Origin of the sequence: Nocardioides sp. NPDC006273 (genome assembly GCF_040613495.1) — a bacterium.
Classification (GTDB): Bacteria; Actinomycetota; Actinomycetes; order Propionibacteriales; family Nocardioidaceae; genus Nocardioides.
On sequence record NZ_JBEXSD010000016.1, the window covers coordinates 59,567 to 75,153 of the forward strand.

Annotated in this window: 12 protein-coding genes; 4 read left to right on the forward strand and 8 right to left on the reverse strand. The window is 68.6% G+C overall.

Translation table 11 applies throughout. The features are described from left to right. Window positions 1–3 precede the first annotated feature (3 nt). The gene (locus ABZZ22_RS09635) at window positions 4–1,056 is read left to right on the forward strand and encodes an alanine racemase (RefSeq protein WP_354929866.1); all 1,053 of its coding nucleotides are present in this window, start codon (window positions 4–6) and stop codon (window positions 1,054–1,056) included. Here the strand turns inward: ABZZ22_RS09635 and ABZZ22_RS09640 are convergent. Continuing rightward, window positions 1,014–2,453, reverse strand: a complete 1,440-nt coding sequence (locus ABZZ22_RS09640; protein WP_354929869.1) for a glycosyltransferase 87 family protein — start codon at window positions 2,451–2,453, stop codon at window positions 1,014–1,016. The genes ABZZ22_RS09635 and ABZZ22_RS09640 overlap by 43 nt on opposite strands. Before the next feature lie 11 nt (window positions 2,454–2,464). Next, window positions 2,465–5,026: a transglycosylase domain-containing protein gene (locus tag ABZZ22_RS09645; protein ID WP_354929872.1), complete on the reverse strand. Its 2,562-nt coding sequence runs from the start codon at window positions 5,024–5,026 to the stop codon at window positions 2,465–2,467. Between the two features lie 566 nt (window positions 5,027–5,592). Here ABZZ22_RS09645 and ABZZ22_RS09650 point away from each other — a divergent pair. Continuing rightward, a complete protein-coding gene (locus tag ABZZ22_RS09650) occupies window positions 5,593–6,243 on the forward strand; it encodes a PadR family transcriptional regulator (RefSeq protein ID WP_354929875.1) in 651 nt (216 codons plus the stop codon). 47 nt (window positions 6,244–6,290) lie between these two features. Then, a complete protein-coding gene (locus ABZZ22_RS09655) occupies window positions 6,291–7,373 on the forward strand; it encodes an inositol-3-phosphate synthase (RefSeq protein WP_354929878.1) in 1,083 nt (360 codons plus the stop codon). Window positions 7,374–7,459: 86 nt separating this feature from the next. Here the strand turns inward: ABZZ22_RS09655 and ABZZ22_RS09660 are convergent, their stop codons facing one another. Genes ABZZ22_RS09660 through ABZZ22_RS09670 form a run of 3 tightly spaced genes read right to left on the reverse strand, consistent with a single transcriptional unit; the run spans window position 7,460 to window position 10,502 of the window. Then, window positions 7,460–8,692: an ABC transporter permease gene (locus tag ABZZ22_RS09660; RefSeq protein ID WP_354929881.1), complete on the reverse strand. Its 1,233-nt coding sequence runs from the start codon at window positions 8,690–8,692 to the stop codon at window positions 7,460–7,462. After that, the gene (locus tag ABZZ22_RS09665; protein WP_354929884.1) at window positions 8,689–9,396 is read right to left on the reverse strand and encodes an ABC transporter ATP-binding protein; all 708 of its coding nucleotides are present in this window, start codon (window positions 9,394–9,396) and stop codon (window positions 8,689–8,691) included. The genes ABZZ22_RS09660 and ABZZ22_RS09665 overlap by 4 nt, the downstream gene beginning before the upstream one ends. After that, window positions 9,393–10,502, reverse strand: coding sequence for a hypothetical protein (locus ABZZ22_RS09670; protein ID WP_354929887.1), 1,110 nt, complete (start codon window positions 10,500–10,502; stop codon window positions 9,393–9,395). The genes ABZZ22_RS09665 and ABZZ22_RS09670 overlap by 4 nt, the downstream gene beginning before the upstream one ends. A gap of 152 nt (window positions 10,503–10,654) precedes the next feature. On the opposite strand from ABZZ22_RS09670, the gene ABZZ22_RS09675 reads away from it, so the two are divergent. Further along, window positions 10,655–11,935, forward strand: a complete 1,281-nt coding sequence (locus ABZZ22_RS09675; protein ID WP_354929890.1) for a helix-turn-helix domain-containing protein — start codon at window positions 10,655–10,657, stop codon at window positions 11,933–11,935. 13 nt (window positions 11,936–11,948) lie between these two features. Here ABZZ22_RS09675 and ABZZ22_RS09680 read toward each other — a convergent pair whose 3' ends face one another. From ABZZ22_RS09680 to ABZZ22_RS09690, 3 genes are all read right to left on the reverse strand, one after another. After that, window positions 11,949–12,404 (reverse strand): SRPBCC family protein, encoded by a 456-nt coding sequence (locus tag ABZZ22_RS09680; RefSeq protein ID WP_354929893.1) that lies wholly within the window; start codon window positions 12,402–12,404, stop codon window positions 11,949–11,951. A 69-nt stretch (window positions 12,405–12,473) separates the two neighbouring features. Continuing rightward, entirely contained in the window at window positions 12,474–13,997 is a 1,524-nt protein-coding gene (locus ABZZ22_RS09685) for a LicD family protein (protein WP_354929896.1), read from the reverse strand. A 91-nt stretch (window positions 13,998–14,088) separates the two neighbouring features. After that, entirely contained in the window at window positions 14,089–15,513 is a 1,425-nt protein-coding gene (locus tag ABZZ22_RS09690; protein ID WP_354929926.1) for a CCA tRNA nucleotidyltransferase, read from the reverse strand. Window positions 15,514–15,587: the final 74 nt, after the last annotated feature.

Genomic DNA, 15,587 nt, shown 5'->3' on the forward strand with positions numbered 1-15,587 from the left:
CGTATGCCGCTGAAACTGACCGTCGACTCCGATCGCTGGCGCAAGCACGTCCAGGCCTTCGCCGAGGCGACCCCGGGCCTGGTCCCGGTCGCGAAGGGCAACGGCTATGGCCTCACCCTCCGCAAGCTCGCCCACCAGACCGAGTGGCTCAACGAGCTCGGCACCGGTGTCGACACCCTCGCGGTGGGCACCTACAACGAGGTCTGGGAGGTCGCGACGCGGTTCAGCGGCTCGATCTACGTCCTCACGCCGTGGCGGCCCTACTCCCCTGACATCAACCCGGAGATCGCCGACCGGGTGATCCACACGATCAGCCGTCCCGAGGACCTGCCGCTGCTGCTCGAGCGTCAGCCCAACCCCCGAGTCATCCTCGAGCTGGTCACCTCGATGCGCCGCCACGGGATGACGCCGGGCGACCTGTGGCCGACCTCCGCCATCGCCCACGAGCGGGCCCGCTTCGAGGGCGTCACGATGCACTTCGGCCTCGACGGCGGTTCGCTGGCCGAGGTACGCGCCCAGATGGACGCCGTCGTCGGCGCCGAGGCGACCACGGTGTGGGTCTCCCACCTGAGCGCCAACGAGCTCGCCCAGCTGCGCGCCTCCTACGGCGACGTCATCTTCCGGCCCCGGGTCGGCACCGGCCTATGGCTCGGTGACCGCGGCGCGCTCACCGTGACCGCGACCGTCGAGGACGTGCACCCGCTCGAGCGCGGATACTCCTACGGCTATCGCGGTCGCAACGCCATGCGCGCCGGTCACCTGGTGGTCGCCTCGGGCGGCACCGCCCACGGGATCGGGCTCGAGGCGCCGCTCGGCGACACCCACCTGCGCTCGCGCGCCCTCGCGGTCGCCCGCGGCGGGCTCGACGCCATGGGTCAGTCGCGCTCGCCGTACACGCTCGATGGCAAGGCGCTCTGGTTCGCCGAGCCGCCGCACATGCAGGAGTCGATGCTCATGCTTCCCTCGGGCGCGCGCGTGCCCGAGGTCGGCGAGGAGCTCGAGGTGCGGGTGCGCTACACCGCGACGTCGTTCGACGAGATCATCCTGGACTCCTGAGTCGCCGGAGTCTCCTCGGTCTCGGTGCGAGCCTCGGTCCACCGGACCGGGTCGCGCCACGGCTCGTAGATCTCCCGGACGACGACCGTGATCAGGTAGACCTCGGCAGCCACACGGGCGAGGATCGCGAACCAGTACGCCGGCTGGTCGCCGCCGCTGCCGGCCAGCAGGTCCGCGAGATACCACCAGACGGCGACGAAGTAGACGAGCTCACCGGCCTGCCAGATGAGCTGGTCACGCCATCGCGGCACGGCGAGCACGGCGAGCGGCAGCAGCCAGAGCACGTACTGCGGTGAATACACCTTGTTGACCAAGAGGAACCCGGCGACGATCAGGAAGCCGAGCTGCGCCAGCCGCGGTGTCTCGCGGGCGGTCAGACCGATGATCAGTACGCCGCTGCACCAGGCGATGAAGAAGGCCCAGGAGACGACGTTGACCGTCTGCGCCGAGATGGCCGCGTCGCTGGCCTGCTGGGCCACCAGCCACAGCGAGCCGAGATCGGGGCCGCGCTCGGAGTTGAAGCTCCAGAAGACCTTCCACTGCTCGAGGCCGGTCGCCATCGCGGGCAGGTTGGCCAGCACCCAGGCGAGGATCGTCGCCAGGACGGCGACCGCCAGGTCGTAGTAGCGACGACGCCGGATGCAGATGATCAGCAGCCCGCCGAGCAGGAAGAGCGGGTAGAGCTTGGTCGCGCAGCCGAGCCCGATCAGGATGCCGGTCAGCAGCGGCCGGTCCCGCGACCACGCCCACAGCGCACCGGCCACGAAGACCACGGCCAGCATGTCCCAGTTGATGATCCCGGTCACCGCCAGCACCGGGGCGAGCGCGAACGCGGCGGCGTCCCAGGGCCGTCGGCGATGCGTACGTGCCAAGAACCAGGCCGAGAGCAGCGCGGCGACCGCGAAGCCGATCACGTTGACGATGATGAAGACCCGGATCTCGTGGTGCATGCCGGGCAGGCCCCAGAAGCTCGAGGTCTCCACGAGATGGCGCTCGTCCTCGTCTGGGGTGTCGGTCAGCCAGTCGGTGACGTGCGCCGTCGCCCAGGCGTAGTAGGAGATGCCGACCGGATACTCCATCACCTGCGAGTAGCGCGCCCGGACGTCAGGATCGGAGGAGTACGGCCACTCGTGCTCGGCCAGGCCCCGGTCGACGTAGAGATAGGGCAGGTCGGAGTAGCAGAATTGGGTGTATCGGCTCTCGCCGTTGGTCCAGGTGGCGTTGTAGCAGGTCTGCTTCGACACCATCCCGATCGCGAACGTGAGCGCGGTCAGGAGCAGCAACAGGCCGACAGCGCTGAACCAGCGTCGTCGGCCGTGTGCGAGTCCCCCGAGAGGACCGCCCACCGCGGTGGAGGCGGTCCTGACGACCGCGTCCTCCGCCGCGGGGGAGGTCACTGGACCATCCGTCACTGAGTAGCGCCCTCCGCATTGCCGGTGTCGTTGTTGCCACCGCCATTATTGCCATCGGCCGGCGGCGAGGACGTCTCGCAGTCGCCCAACCAGTCACAGCTGGCCTCGGGGACCTCGGGCTCGGTCGTCTCCGGCTCGTCCGGGGTCGGCTCCTCGTCCGGCTCCTCGGTGGGCTCGTCGCTCGGCTTCTGGTCCTCCTCAGGCTTCTCGATCGGGATGCAGAGGCCCTTGCGCTCTCGCTTCTTGGAGCAGTTCTCCGAGGGCGTCGGACTCGGCTTCGGGGTCGCGGTCAGCGACGGCTCGTGGCCGTCCTGCGGCGCGATACCGTCCATCCAGGCCGGCTCCGGGAACTCCTCGATCTCGAGGTCGTCGGTCAGCGTGCCCATGATCCCGGCCCAGGTCTCGGCGGGATACGACCCTCCGTAGTACTCCGGGAGCCAACCGTCGAGCTTGTCGTTTCCGTCACCGCGCACGTATGCGACTGCAGTCGCATACTGTGGCGTGAACCCGGCGAACCATGCGGACGAGACCTCGTCCTCGTCGTTGGTCGCTGTGCCCGTCTTGCCGGCCGCCGGCTGAGCGACCACACCTGCGGCCTTGCCGGTGCCGTTCTCGACGACCTTCTGGAGGGCGTAGGAGGTGTCGTCGGCGGCGTCTTCCGACATCGCGCGCTCTTCGCCGTCCCGCTGGTTCCACTCGTACAGGACCTCGCCGTCAGCGCCGACGACCTTGTCCACGACGTGCACGGTGTTGCGGACGCCACCGTTGGCGATCGTCGCGTACGCGTTGGCCATGTTGATCGGACTGACGATCGCCTTCCCCAAGGTCACCAGGTAGTCGGTCGGCTCCATGTCGGGCGAGTACGCCGGGACCGACCGGTAGTTGGCAGGGGCGTCCTCCGCGCTCGCCTCCACAGGTGGGATGCCGGCCTTCACCAACTGCTCCCACGCCTCCTCGTGGTTGTTCGGGAGAGCCTGGGTCATCTCGACGAAGGAGGTGTTGACCGATTCCTCCAGCGCCTTGATCCCGGTGATGTGCTTGCCGTAGTCGTGGCCGTTGGGGTACGCCGGGTTCTGCCCGGAGTTACGGATGACCTTGCCCCCGGGAATCTCCAGACCGGCCGTGCCGGTCCACGTGTCCTTCAGGGAATAGCCGGCGTCGAGGGCCGCGGCAAGCGTGAAGGGCTTCAACGTCGAGCCTGCCATGCCTCCGTTCGCCGCCCAGTTGATCTGAGAGTCGAGAAAGTCCTGACCGCCGTAGAAGCCCTTCAGCGCGCCGGTCTTCACGTCCACGGTCGCCGAACCGATGTGGAGCTCGTCCTTCGGCTTCTTCTCCTTGACCGCCTTGAAGCCGTCCGGACGAACCTCCTCGACCGCATCCTCCGACGCCTTCATCGCCTTCGCGCTGAGCGTCGTGGTGATCTTGAGCCCCTTGCTGTCGATCTCCTCCTCGGTGAAGAGCGGGTTGCCGTCCTCGTTCTTCAGGGACTTCAGCTCGTTCTTCACCAGGGTGAGCGCGTGGCCCTTCTGGCCGCCGAGGCGGCTGTCGGCCTTCGGCTTGGGGAACTTGGGCAGCGCTTCCTTCGCCTTCTCGAGGGTGGCCGCGTCGTAGTCGCTGAGGGCCTTGCCCTGGCTCTTGAGCTCGGCCATCCCGTTGAGAACGTACTGATAGCGGCCCAGGAGCTCGGTGCCACCGGCGTCCGTGCCCGCCTTCTCCGGGTCGAACCCGTTGGGGTTGTTGAGGATCGCGGTCAGCGCCGCGGCCTCCTTGATGTTCAGGTCCTTGGCCGACTTGCGGAAGTAGGTCTTCGCCGCGGTCTGGACGCCGTAGGCCCCGCGGCCGAAGTAGACGGTGTTGAGGTAGCCGGTGAGGATCTCGTCCTTCGACTTCTGCCGGCTGATCTTGAGCGAGACGACCGCCTCTTTCACCTTGCGGGAATAGGTGCGCTCGCTGCTCAGGTAGAGGTTCTTCACGTACTGCTGGGTGATCGTCGAGGCGCCGCCCTGGCTGCCGGTGGTGGCGTTGGAGAAGAGCGTGCGCGCGATGCCCTTGAGGTCGATGCCGTTGTTCTCGTAGAAGCTGCGGTCCTCGGCGGCGACGGCAGCGTCCTTCACGATCGCCGGCATCTCCTCCGGGCTCAGCGCGTCACGGTTCTGGTCGCCCGCCTGGAAGCGGCCGACCTCCTTCTTGCCACCGGCGTAGTAGACGAAGCTGGACTCGGCCTCGAACGCCGCGTTCGCGCTGGGGATCGAGATCATGTGGTAGGAGATGATCACTCCGGCGCTGCCGATCAGCGCCAGGACAAGCGCGCAGACGGCCCCGATCTTGCCGATCCGGATCGCCAGCGCCTTCTTGTCCCGCTCGCCGCCGCCGTAGTCACCACCGAAGGCGGACTTGGGGTCGCGCCCCTTGCCGCCACCGCTGCCACCACTGACTCCGTTGCTGTGTCGCTCTGGACGCGCAGGCCGCTGGCCGAGCCGGTCGACCGGAGGCTCGCCGGGACGACGAGGGCCCGGGTAAGGGGGCCGCTGACCCGGGCGGGGACCGCCGGGGGGCATCGGTCGCTGGGCGCCCGGGGGCCGCGGGCGGCCGCCGGGAGGCGGGCCCTGCGAAGCGCCCTGCGGGCGACGCGGAGCCGGCGGGCGACCGGACGAACCACCCTGCGGCGGACGCGGTCCACCTTGGGGTCGTCCTGGCAGCCCACCGAGATCGGGTCTACGGGGGCTGGCGTTACGAGGGCTGGGCCTTTGAGAACTGTGTCCGTTCGGAAAGGCGCCGGAATGGTCGCTCACGGGTGTTGCACTGCTCCTGTGACTGCCCGGCACGTGACCGGACGGGCTGACACTGACAATCCCCCGACGTCGCTGAATCCCCCCGAGGGAACCCCTTGAACCTGACGCGACGCTTGCCGGACATCTCCCCGGGTGGTTTCCGCAGGTCGGTGAACGGCAGCCATCAGCGTACGCAATCGACGCTAGCGCTCGCGCATCCACGCCCAGCGCGCCTCAAGTCACCCGACGGCAACAGTTCGGTGACGGTTGCATCGAAGTGGTTCCTTCCGGCGTCATCAGACAAGACTTTGGTCGCTGTTGGCATCCACGGATATATCGCTACGATAGGTCGCATGGCACGTCGAGCAGAGACGATCGAGTTGGCAGTCCTTGGGCTGCTGCACGAGTCGCCTATGCATGGCTACGAGCTGCGCAAGCGGCTCAACCTGATGCTTGGCTGGGGTCGAGTGCTGTCGTACGGCTCGCTCTACCCGGCCTTGAAGAAGATGCTGCGCAAGCACCTCATCGAGGAGGCGGCGCAGAGCGTGACGCCGGTGACCCGGCGTCCGCGGATCGTCTACCAGCTGACGCCTGCCGGTGAGCGGGAGTTCACCCAGCTCATGTCCGAGGTGGGTCCGATGGCCTGGGAGGACGACAACTTCGACATAAGGTTCGCGTTCTTCGGTCGCACCGACATGGAGATCAGGCTGCGCGTCCTCGAAGGACGCCGCAGCCGGCTCCAAGAGCGGCTCGATCGGGTGCAACGCGAGCTTGCCATGACCCAGAAAGAGGTCGACTCCTACGCCCGCGAGCTTCAGCGTCACGGTGTCGAGTCGGTCGAGCGGGAGGTCCGATGGCTCTCCTCGCTGATCGACGCCGAGCGCAACCCGAAGCCTGTGATCGATGAGCAGGCGGCGGGTCGGAGGGACGTGAGGGATGACGACGGCGTACGCGACGGAGCGGACGTCTCGCGCACAGCGCAGAGCAGCCAAGAGAACGAGTGATGACTTCCTTGCCGATGAAACGGCAAGGAATACTGGAAGGAGCCCCGATGGGTTCGGTTCGTGTAGCAATCGCGGGAGTCGGCAACTGCGCCAGCTCCCTGGTCCAGGGTGTGGAGTACTACAAGGACGCCGACCCGGCGGGCAGCGTCCCGGGCCTGATGCACGTCGTGTTCGGCGACTACCACGTCTCTGACGTCGAGTTCGTCGCCGCCTTCGACGTCGACGACAAGAAGGTCGGCAAGGACCTCTCCGAGGCGATCAACGCCTCCGAGAACAACACCATCAAGATCGCCGACGTCCCGTTCGCCGGCGTCGAGGTGCAGCGCGGTCCGACGCTCGACGGTCTCGGCAAGTACTACCGCCAGACCATCTCCGAGTCCGGCCTCGACCCTGTCGACGTCGTCTCGGTCCTTCGCGAGAACGAGGTCGACGTCCTCGTCTCCTACCTTCCCGTCGGCTCGGAAGAGGCGGACAAGTTCTACGCGCAGTGCGCGATCGACGCGGGCGTGGCCTTCGTCAACGCGCTGCCGGTCTTCATCGCCTCCGACCCCGAGTGGGCCGCGAAGTTCGAGGCCGCGGGCGTCCCGATCGTCGGTGACGACATCAAGTCGCAGGTCGGTGCCACCATCACCCACCGCGTCATGGCCAAGCTGTTCGAGGACCGCGGCGTCGCGCTGGACCGTACGTACCAGCTCAACGTCGGCGGCAACATGGACTTCAAGAACATGCTCGAGCGCGAGCGCCTGGAGTCCAAGAAGGTCTCCAAGACGCAGGCCGTGACGTCGAACCTGACCGGCGAGCTGGCCGACAAGATCGACAGCCGGAACGTGCACATCGGCCCGTCCGACTACGTGCAGTGGCTCGACGACCGCAAGTGGGCGTACGTCCGGCTCGAGGGCCGCGCGTTCGGTGACGTCCCGCTCAACCTGGAGTACAAGCTCGAGGTCTGGGACTCGCCCAACTCCGCGGGCATCATCATCGACGCCGTCCGTGCCGCCAAGATCGCCAAGGACCGCGGCGTCGGCGGCCCGATCATCCCGGCGTCGGCGTACCTCATGAAGAGCCCGCCGGTCCAGATCGAGGACACCGAGGGTCGCGTCCAGCTGGAGGCGTTCATCCGCGGCGAGTGAGCCGCTTCCGCCGAGTCGGCGCATCCTGACAAGAAATCCCGCCGAGTCGGCGCGTTCTAACGCGCCGACTCGGCGGGTTCTTGGGCTCAGAACCGGATCGCGTCGATGATCTTGACGCGCGCCGCGATCATCGCCGGGAGGATCCCGGCGAGTGCGCCGACCGCGAGCGCGACGGCGAGCCCGAGGAAGGCCGCCGAGAGCGGGAAGGGCGGGACGTCGTCGATGCCCTGGAGGACGTACTTCTCGACCAGCGGGTTCTTGACGACGGCCACGGCCAAGAGCACCCCGACCACGCCTGCCACCACGGTGGCCACGACGCTCTCCATCATCACCGAGAAGAACACCCGGCCGGTGGTCGCGCCGAAGCTCCGCCGGATCCCGATCTCCCGGATCCGCTGCTGGATGGTGACCAGCGCGATGTTGAGCAGACTCAGGGCGCCGAGCAGCAGGATGATGCCGGCGATCCCGATGATCACCCACTTGATCGGCCCGATCGGATCCTCCCCGCCCCACGCCATGTAGTCGTCGCGGTGGGCGTCGACCTGAAGGCCGGGCAGCTCGGCACGCATCGCCAGGTTGATCTCGCTGGCGAGCTCGTCGGCACCCTCGACCGGCACCCACATCTCGTAGCTGGCGTCCGTGGGAGCTCCGCTCTGCCAGTGCACCAGGGAGTCGGCGAGCATGAACGCGCGCGGCGTACCGTAGCCGCGCAGGCTCGTCACGCCGACGATCGTGGCGGTCACCGACATGCCCTGACCTCTCAGCTCGACGGAGGTCGGCAACGGTGTGCCCTGCAGACCGAGCTTCTTCAGGAACATCTCGTCGACCACCAGCGCGGGCGAGAGGCGTTCCGTGTCCGACTCCTCGAGCCAGCGGCCCTGCGGCACCACGACCCGGTGGATGGCGGCGTACGCAGGGTCGACTCCCATCAGCTCGACCCGCTTGCTGCTGCTGGCGGTGGTCGCCTTGATGTCGTAGGCCGAGATCCGCGCCGAAGAGTACGTGACGCCGAACCGCTCTGCGACCGCCTGGAAGGCCGGCCGGACCCGATCGACGGAGAGCGGCGTGCCGCTGCGGTCGTCGTAGGCCATGATCGAGATGTGCGCCGGCCGCCCGTCGGCCTCGTAGGACTCGGTGAACATCTGCGTCGCGATCTGGCCGGCGGCGACGGTCGCGGTGATCGAGGCGACCGCGACCGCCACGCCCACCAGCGACAGCAGCACCCGGAGCCGGTGGATGCGCAGCTCCTGCCACGCCTCCACGGTCGAGGCGGCCAGGGCCGTGGCGAGGCGCGCGAAGGCCCTGCTCGCTGTGCTCACGCCACCGCCTCCTGGGTCAGCGGGTGCAACCGACCCTCGGCGAGCCGAAACCTCCGCCGGGCCAGGGCCGCGACGTTCTGGTCATGGGTGATGGTGATCAGCGCCGCGCCGGACTCGTAGGTCGCCTGGTCGAGCAGCTTCATCACCATCGCACCGGTCTCCACGTCGAGGGCTCCGGTCGGCTCGTCGGCCAGCACCACCGTCGGCGTACGGACCAGGGCACGGGCGATCGCGATGCGCTGCTGCTCGCCGCCGGAGAGGAACTGCGGCATCGCGTCGAGCCGGTCGCCGAGCCCGACCTGGTCGAGCATCGTCGCCGCGATCCGGCGCCGCTGCCAGAACTCCTTGCCCGAGGCGTACAGGAGCGGTGCCATCACGTTCTCCAGCGCCGTACGCCCCGGCAGCAGGTTGAACTGCTGGAAGACGAACCCGACGTCACGTCCACGAATCCGGGCCGCCTGCCGACCGCTGATGTCGGTGACGTCGCGTCCAGCCCACTCCAGGGTCCCGCCGGTCGGCCGGTCCAGCAGGCCGAGCAGGTTCAGCAGCGTCGACTTGCCGGTGCCGGAGCGACCGATGATGCCGACATGGTCGCCGCGACGCACCTGCAGGTCGACGCTCGTCAGGATCGGCAGGCCCTCGCCGTCGGGGAGCTCGACCGTGCGGGCAACGCCGGTGAGCCTCAGGAGCTCCTCGGAGCTCACATCTCCCCCTCAGGCATGGCGCCGGCCATCTCCTCGGGCGAGTCCTTCGCGCCCGGGACATAGCGCAGCACCGAGTCGCCGGCCTCGAGCCCGCTGGTGACCTCGACGACCTTGCCGTCGGTGACGCCGAGCTTGACCGGCTGCTCGGTCGGGGTGCCGTCCTCGCCGACGACCCAGACGCTGCCGTCGCGGACCAGGCCGGTGACCGCGGTGACCGGGATGGTGACGACGTCCCCGTCGCTCTTGCCCGCGTCGATGACCATGGACATCGTGAGACCGTCGAAGACGGTCACCTTCCGCGGCACCAGACAGGTGATCCGGGCGCCGGCGCCGGACTCGCCCTCGCCGCCGCCCGGCTCCCCCTCCATCATCTCGCCCTCGGGCGCGTCGTTGGTGATCGTCTCGGTCGCCGCGTCACCGATGCGCAGATCGGTGCAGGCGAACGGCTTCGGGCCACCCTCGATGGTCACGGTCGCCTTCTCCGGGTTGCCGGCCAGCCGGTATCGGTCCAGCGGTGAGATCGCACCGACGGCGTGGAACGTGGTGGGGCGGATCGAGACGACGACCCCGTCCTCGGCCACCTCGCCGAGCATGTCGACGGCGTAGTTGCCGACGATGCCCGTGGCGGGCGCGACGACCGTGTACCAGTGGTAGACCGGCTTGGGCGGCGACGGCTCTGCCGGGGCATCGTCGCGATCACCGTCGCCGCGGGCGTCATCCACGCTCCCGGGCTCGTCTGCGGGCTCCTCGACGGGTTCGGCCACCTCGGCGGGCTGCTCCTCGGCGCGCACCTGGAAGAGCTTGTCGCCCTTCTCCACCTTGGTGCCGCTCTCGGCGAACCTATGGGCCAGCACGCCGGTGACCGAGCTGGTGGCCGAGACCGGCTTGTCGATCACGATGGTGCCGTCGATGGTGAGCGAGTTGGAGATGGTGCCCGTCTCGGCGACGACCTCCTCTGGAGGAATCTGTCCGGTCGGCGTCAGCGGTGCCCCGTCGGCCTGCGTCGAGCCGGTGAAGGCCAGCTTGAAGAGGCTTACGGCGATCAGGAGCCCGATCACGGCCCAGAAGGACTTGAAGAGTGCGCGGCGCACCACCGTCTTCGACATGAGCGGACTGTAGTCCTACGTCTCGGGTCGCGGCCGCCGAATTTCTCCCCGATTCGGCAACACTCCATCTACGTCACCATCGAACACATGTTCCATCCCCTAGACTCCGGGACCCGAACGATCGACCGCCTCAGGCACGGGAGACCCCCACCATGCGTCCCGACAACGACTCGACCGCTGACCGGACGACTCCGAGAGCCGGGGATAAAGGCCGTGGCCTCATCCTCTTCGGCGCCGTCACGGTCGCGCTGATCTCGACGGCAGCCGCGTACGTCGCCATGGTCGGCTTCGGGCGAGACGTGCTCGCCATGGGGACGATCAACGCCTACGCCTTCGCCGGTGTCTTCGAGCTCTCGCTGGTCACGGTGGCGCTGATGGCGCGGGAGGCAGCCCAGCAGGATCGGCCGGCGCAGACGCTGCTGACCCTGACCTGGGTGCTGTCGGCGGCGTCCGGGTTCTTCGCCGGCTGGCACGAGGTCCATCTCGGCCACGCTGCCACCGCGGCGGCGTTCCGGTTCATCGTGCCGCTGTTGGCCGCGCTGATGTGGCACCTGGCGCTCGTCGGTGACCGCCACCTGGCCATGGAACGCTCCTGGTCCGAGCTGCGGACGGGCGCACGGATGCACGCGCTGCTGGCGACCCGGGTCGAGTGGCGGCGGGCTCGCGACACGGCGTTGCGGAAGCGTACGGCCTCGTCACGCCGGAAGCTGGAGCGCGCGCAGAAGCGCTACTGGCGCGCCGAGGCGGTCGCGCTGCGGTCGGTCGCACCGGGCGCGATGCGTGACCAGATCACCCAGTGGGTCGACGCCTTCGCCGCGGTCGCCGAGGGCACCCGTCAGGCCGATCGGCTGCCGATCACTCTGCCTGACGTGCACGAGGCGCTCAGCGTGCCGGTCATCGAGCGGGTCTCTGCCGAGCAGATCACCCAGCCGTCCGCGCGGCCCGAGCGGCCCGAGCGGCCCGAGCAGAACGACGAGCCGGTACCGAACGACCTCGTCGACATGCCTCGCGAGGTGCTGCCGCCGCGCGAGAGCCGGACCCGGGAGATGGCCTCCGCCCTCGCCACCACCGACGCCCGCCCCCGGGTCTCGAGCCGGGTGACCGACGCCGCCCGTACCGCCGCCGAGGTCTCCCCCGGCGCCGGGATGGCCCCGGAGTTCAGCAACGGTCGTACCGCCACCAAGCCGGCCGAAGCCGACGGCACGCTCCTCGACCGGATTCCGTTCCCGGAGAACATCCCGGACCCCGAGCCGGAGATGGACTACCCGGACACCTTCCCTGACGAGGATGAGGACCTGCTCAGCAACCTGCCCTCCGAACCCCGTGAAGCCGCGCGGATCCTGGTACGCGCCGGCGCGCCGGTATCGAAGGTGGCCGACAGGCTGGAGGTTTCCCCCACCACCGTCCGCCGCTGGGTCAAGGCCCGCGCCTGATCGGCGTAGGGGGTCAGCCCTCGAGGTCGGCCTTGAGCTTGGCCAGGGTGGTCGCCATACCCGTACGAAGCTCCTCGGTGAAGTTCTCCTGACCGCCGAACGCCACCTTCGTCAGCGAGCGGGACAGGCTGGAGATGCCGGTCGGGGTCTCGCGACGGTGAGTGACGACGGTCCCCTCAGCCGTCTCCTCCAGCTGGAAGGACCACACGGTGGTGTTCTCGGAGATCCGGAAGGCGAAGTCGGAGTGAGGGGTGAAACGTACGACCTTGGCATTGGTCGGCCAGTGCTTCCAGCCCTGGCGGTTGATGTTGAAGAAGCGAGTCCCCTCCTTGACCTGGCCGAAGACGACAGTCTTCGCCACCTGCGGGCTCCATGAGGCCATCCGCGGCAGGTCCGTGATCGCGGCCCATACCTGCGCCGGCGTCGCGTTGATGGTGGTGGACGTTTCGAGGTCTGTGATCGTCGTCATGCCGGAACCATACCGGCAGTATGACTCTCTCGACAGGGCTCGCCAGTCCTCGACCAACGCCGGACCGGATCAGTCCTCGGTGTCGGACAGCTTCCACGGCCAGTCGTAGAACGGGTTGGGTGTTCCCCAGGTCGGGCCGTAGCGCTCGGCCAGGAACCCCTCCGGATCGGCCGGCGCGAGCAGGGTGGCTCCCTTGAAGGAGAGCTCGGCGGCCGGCAGCACCAGCGAGGCGGGGATCGGGCGCAGCTTCATCTTCTCCATGTGAAGCGTCGCTTCCTCACCTGCGACGAGAAGCGGGAACAGGTCGATGTGCAATCCGGTCGACGGGTCGGTGATGTGGAAGTTGAGCTGGTTGTTGGGCCTGGAGACCTTCCAGCCAAGCTCAGCGATCGTCGCGCGCAGCTTCGCCAGGATCGGCTCGGCCTCCGCCCGGGTAGCCGCCTCGAGCGGGATCAGCATGTCCACGTCGTCGTCGTGAGCCAGGAAGTCGCCCTCCCGAACGACCCCGAGCAGCGTCCCGTAAGCCATCATCGCCGGCAACCCCTGCTCGGCGAGCAGCTCGGTGGCGTGCTGCATGGTCGTCACGTAGTCGGCCGAGCGCTTGCGCAGCACTCCGACGTCTCGGAACCCGTGACGGGTCAGCACCGCCTCCTCGCCGCCGATCGCCATCGCCGCGCGGTTGACCGCGGTCTCGAGGCGACGCAGGTCGGTGGTGGACCGAAGCACCAGCTGATAGGTCTGCATCGACGTCGCCGTGGCGGGGACCCGCAGCCTCTCCGCCGCGAGCAGATGTCCGGCGAGGACCCACTCGTCCTCGGACAGCGTGGCGTCCTCCGGCAGACGCGTCGGAACCAGCCCGGCGAGGAGTCGCTGCTCCTCGGCGTCGGCGGTGAGCAGTCCCTTCTCCCCGAGCCGGGCCAGGGCGGAGACGATCTCGGTGTGCGCCTGGCGGCAAGCCTCCTCGGACTCCAGGAGATCAGGTCCCACGTCGCGCCCCGTCAACCGTGACACCAGCGCCAGGGTGCGCTCGACCAAGGAGTCGGAGTCGAGCGAGTAGACGGTGTGGAAGGTGTTGTCGGTGCCGGCGATCGCGATCGTCAGCCGCCGATTCCGGACTCCCCAACCGTCACGACGGTTGTAGACCCGGACCTCGTCGGCCGCCACGGGCTGCTCCAGGGAGACCGACCACCACGGGCCGTCCTCGCGCCGCGTACGCAGCGTGCCGTAGGCGAACGGGTCGGCGCCCTCCGGTTGCGTTGGAGCCGTCGAGCTCATCACGACGGACTGATCGGCCGGCTCGACCCGGACGAGCTTGCCGGCTGCGTACAGCTCGAATCCGCGCAGGTCGACCTGACCGGTGAACTTCTCGGGCAGATGCACGTGGATCTGCGAGACAGGGCCCTTGACCGGCACCGACAGATAGCTGGCCCCGATGCCCCCGAAGTAGCCGAGCGACGGCAGCAGCTCGGGGGTCCCAGGGCGTCGCCGCAAGCCGGTGGGCTCCCGGAGGTAGATGCCGGCAGTCGGCTCGACCTTGCTGTTACCCCGCATGCGGGCTACGACAGACTTCAACCGATCGGGGAGATTCGTCATCGTGCTTCCTGCCGGGATCAGGGGGCCAACGGATCTCGGCAGTGTTCCAGACACCTGTCATTTACCTTCGTTCAGGTGGTCTGAACCATCCTCAGCCCCGCTCGGACCACCAGTCCAAGAGCCGCTTGGCGGCCTCGTCCTCGGAGAGGAGACCCTCGTCGAGGCGCAGGTCCATCAGGAACTTGTACGCCGCCCCGACCTCGCGCCCCGGAGAGATGTCCAGCAGCGACATGATCTGGTTGCCGTCGAGCGCGGGCCGGAGCGCGGCGAGCTCCTCCTCCTCGGAGATCCGCTCGATGCGGGCCTCGAGGGCGTCGTAGGTGCGGGCCAGGCGGTCGGCCTTGCGGCGGTTGCGGGTGGTGCAGTCGGCGCGGGTGAGGACGTGGAGCCGCTGGAGCTGGTCGCCGGCGTCGCGCACGTAGCGCCGCACCGCCGAGTCGGTCCACTCCCCGTCGCCGTAGCCGTGGAAGCGCAGGTGGAGCTCGACGAGCGAGGAGACCGCCTCGATCTCGTCGTTGGAGAAGCGCAGCGCCTTCATCCGCTTGCGGGTCATCTTGGCGCCGACGACGTCGTGGTGGTGGAACGAGACGGTGCCGTCGTCGTGGAACTTGCGCGTGCGCGGCTTGCCGATGTCGTGCATCAGCGCCGCGAAGCGCGAGACGAAGTCGGGCCCGCCGCCGAGACGCGCCTCCTGGTCGATCGACTGCTCGAGCACGGTGAGGGTGTGCTCGTAGACGTCCTTGTGCCGGTTGTGCTCGTCGCGCTCCATCCGCAGCGCGGTCAGCTCGGGCAGCACCAGCTCGGCCAGCCCGGTCTCGACGAGCAGCGAGAGCCCCCGGCGTGGATAGGGGGCGCAGATCAGCTTGACCAGCTCGTCGCGGACCCGTTCGGCCGAGATGATCGAGATCCGTGACGCCATGTCCTTCATCGCGGCGACGACCTCGGGGGCGACCGTGAAGCCGAGCTGCGCGGCGAACCGCGCGGCCCGCATCATTCGCAGCGGGTCGTCGGAGAACGACGCCTCCGGCGTCCCAGGCGTGCGAAGCACGCGCGTTGCCAGGTCGACGACACCGCCGTAGAGGTCGACGACCTCACGGCCGGGAAGCCTGACGGCCATCGCGTTGACGGTGAAGTCGCGGCGTACGAGGTCGTCGGCCAGGGACGTGCCGTAAGCCACCGACGGCTTGCGGGAGTCGGACGCGTAGGCCTCGGAGCGATAGGTGGTGACCTCGACCTGCCAGGGGCCCTTGCGGGTGCCGATGGTGCCGAAGTCACGGCCCATGTCCCACAGCCCCTCGCCCCACGTACGCAGGATCTTCTCGGTCTCCTCGGGGCGCGCCGAGGTGGTGAAGTCGAGGTCGTTGTGGGGGCGTCCGAGCATCGCGTCGCGGACGGGGCCGCCGACCAGAGCCAGCTCGAAGCCCGAACGGGCGAAGGCCTCGCCTAGGGAGTCGATGACCGGTGCGATACGGTCCAGTTCAGCTGTCACCGATCGCTGAACATCGGCGACGCTGATCGGGGGAAGCTGGCTGTCGGACACAACGCCGCAGTCTACGAGGACCGCACCCCCGGAAAGATATTCTCGAAGTC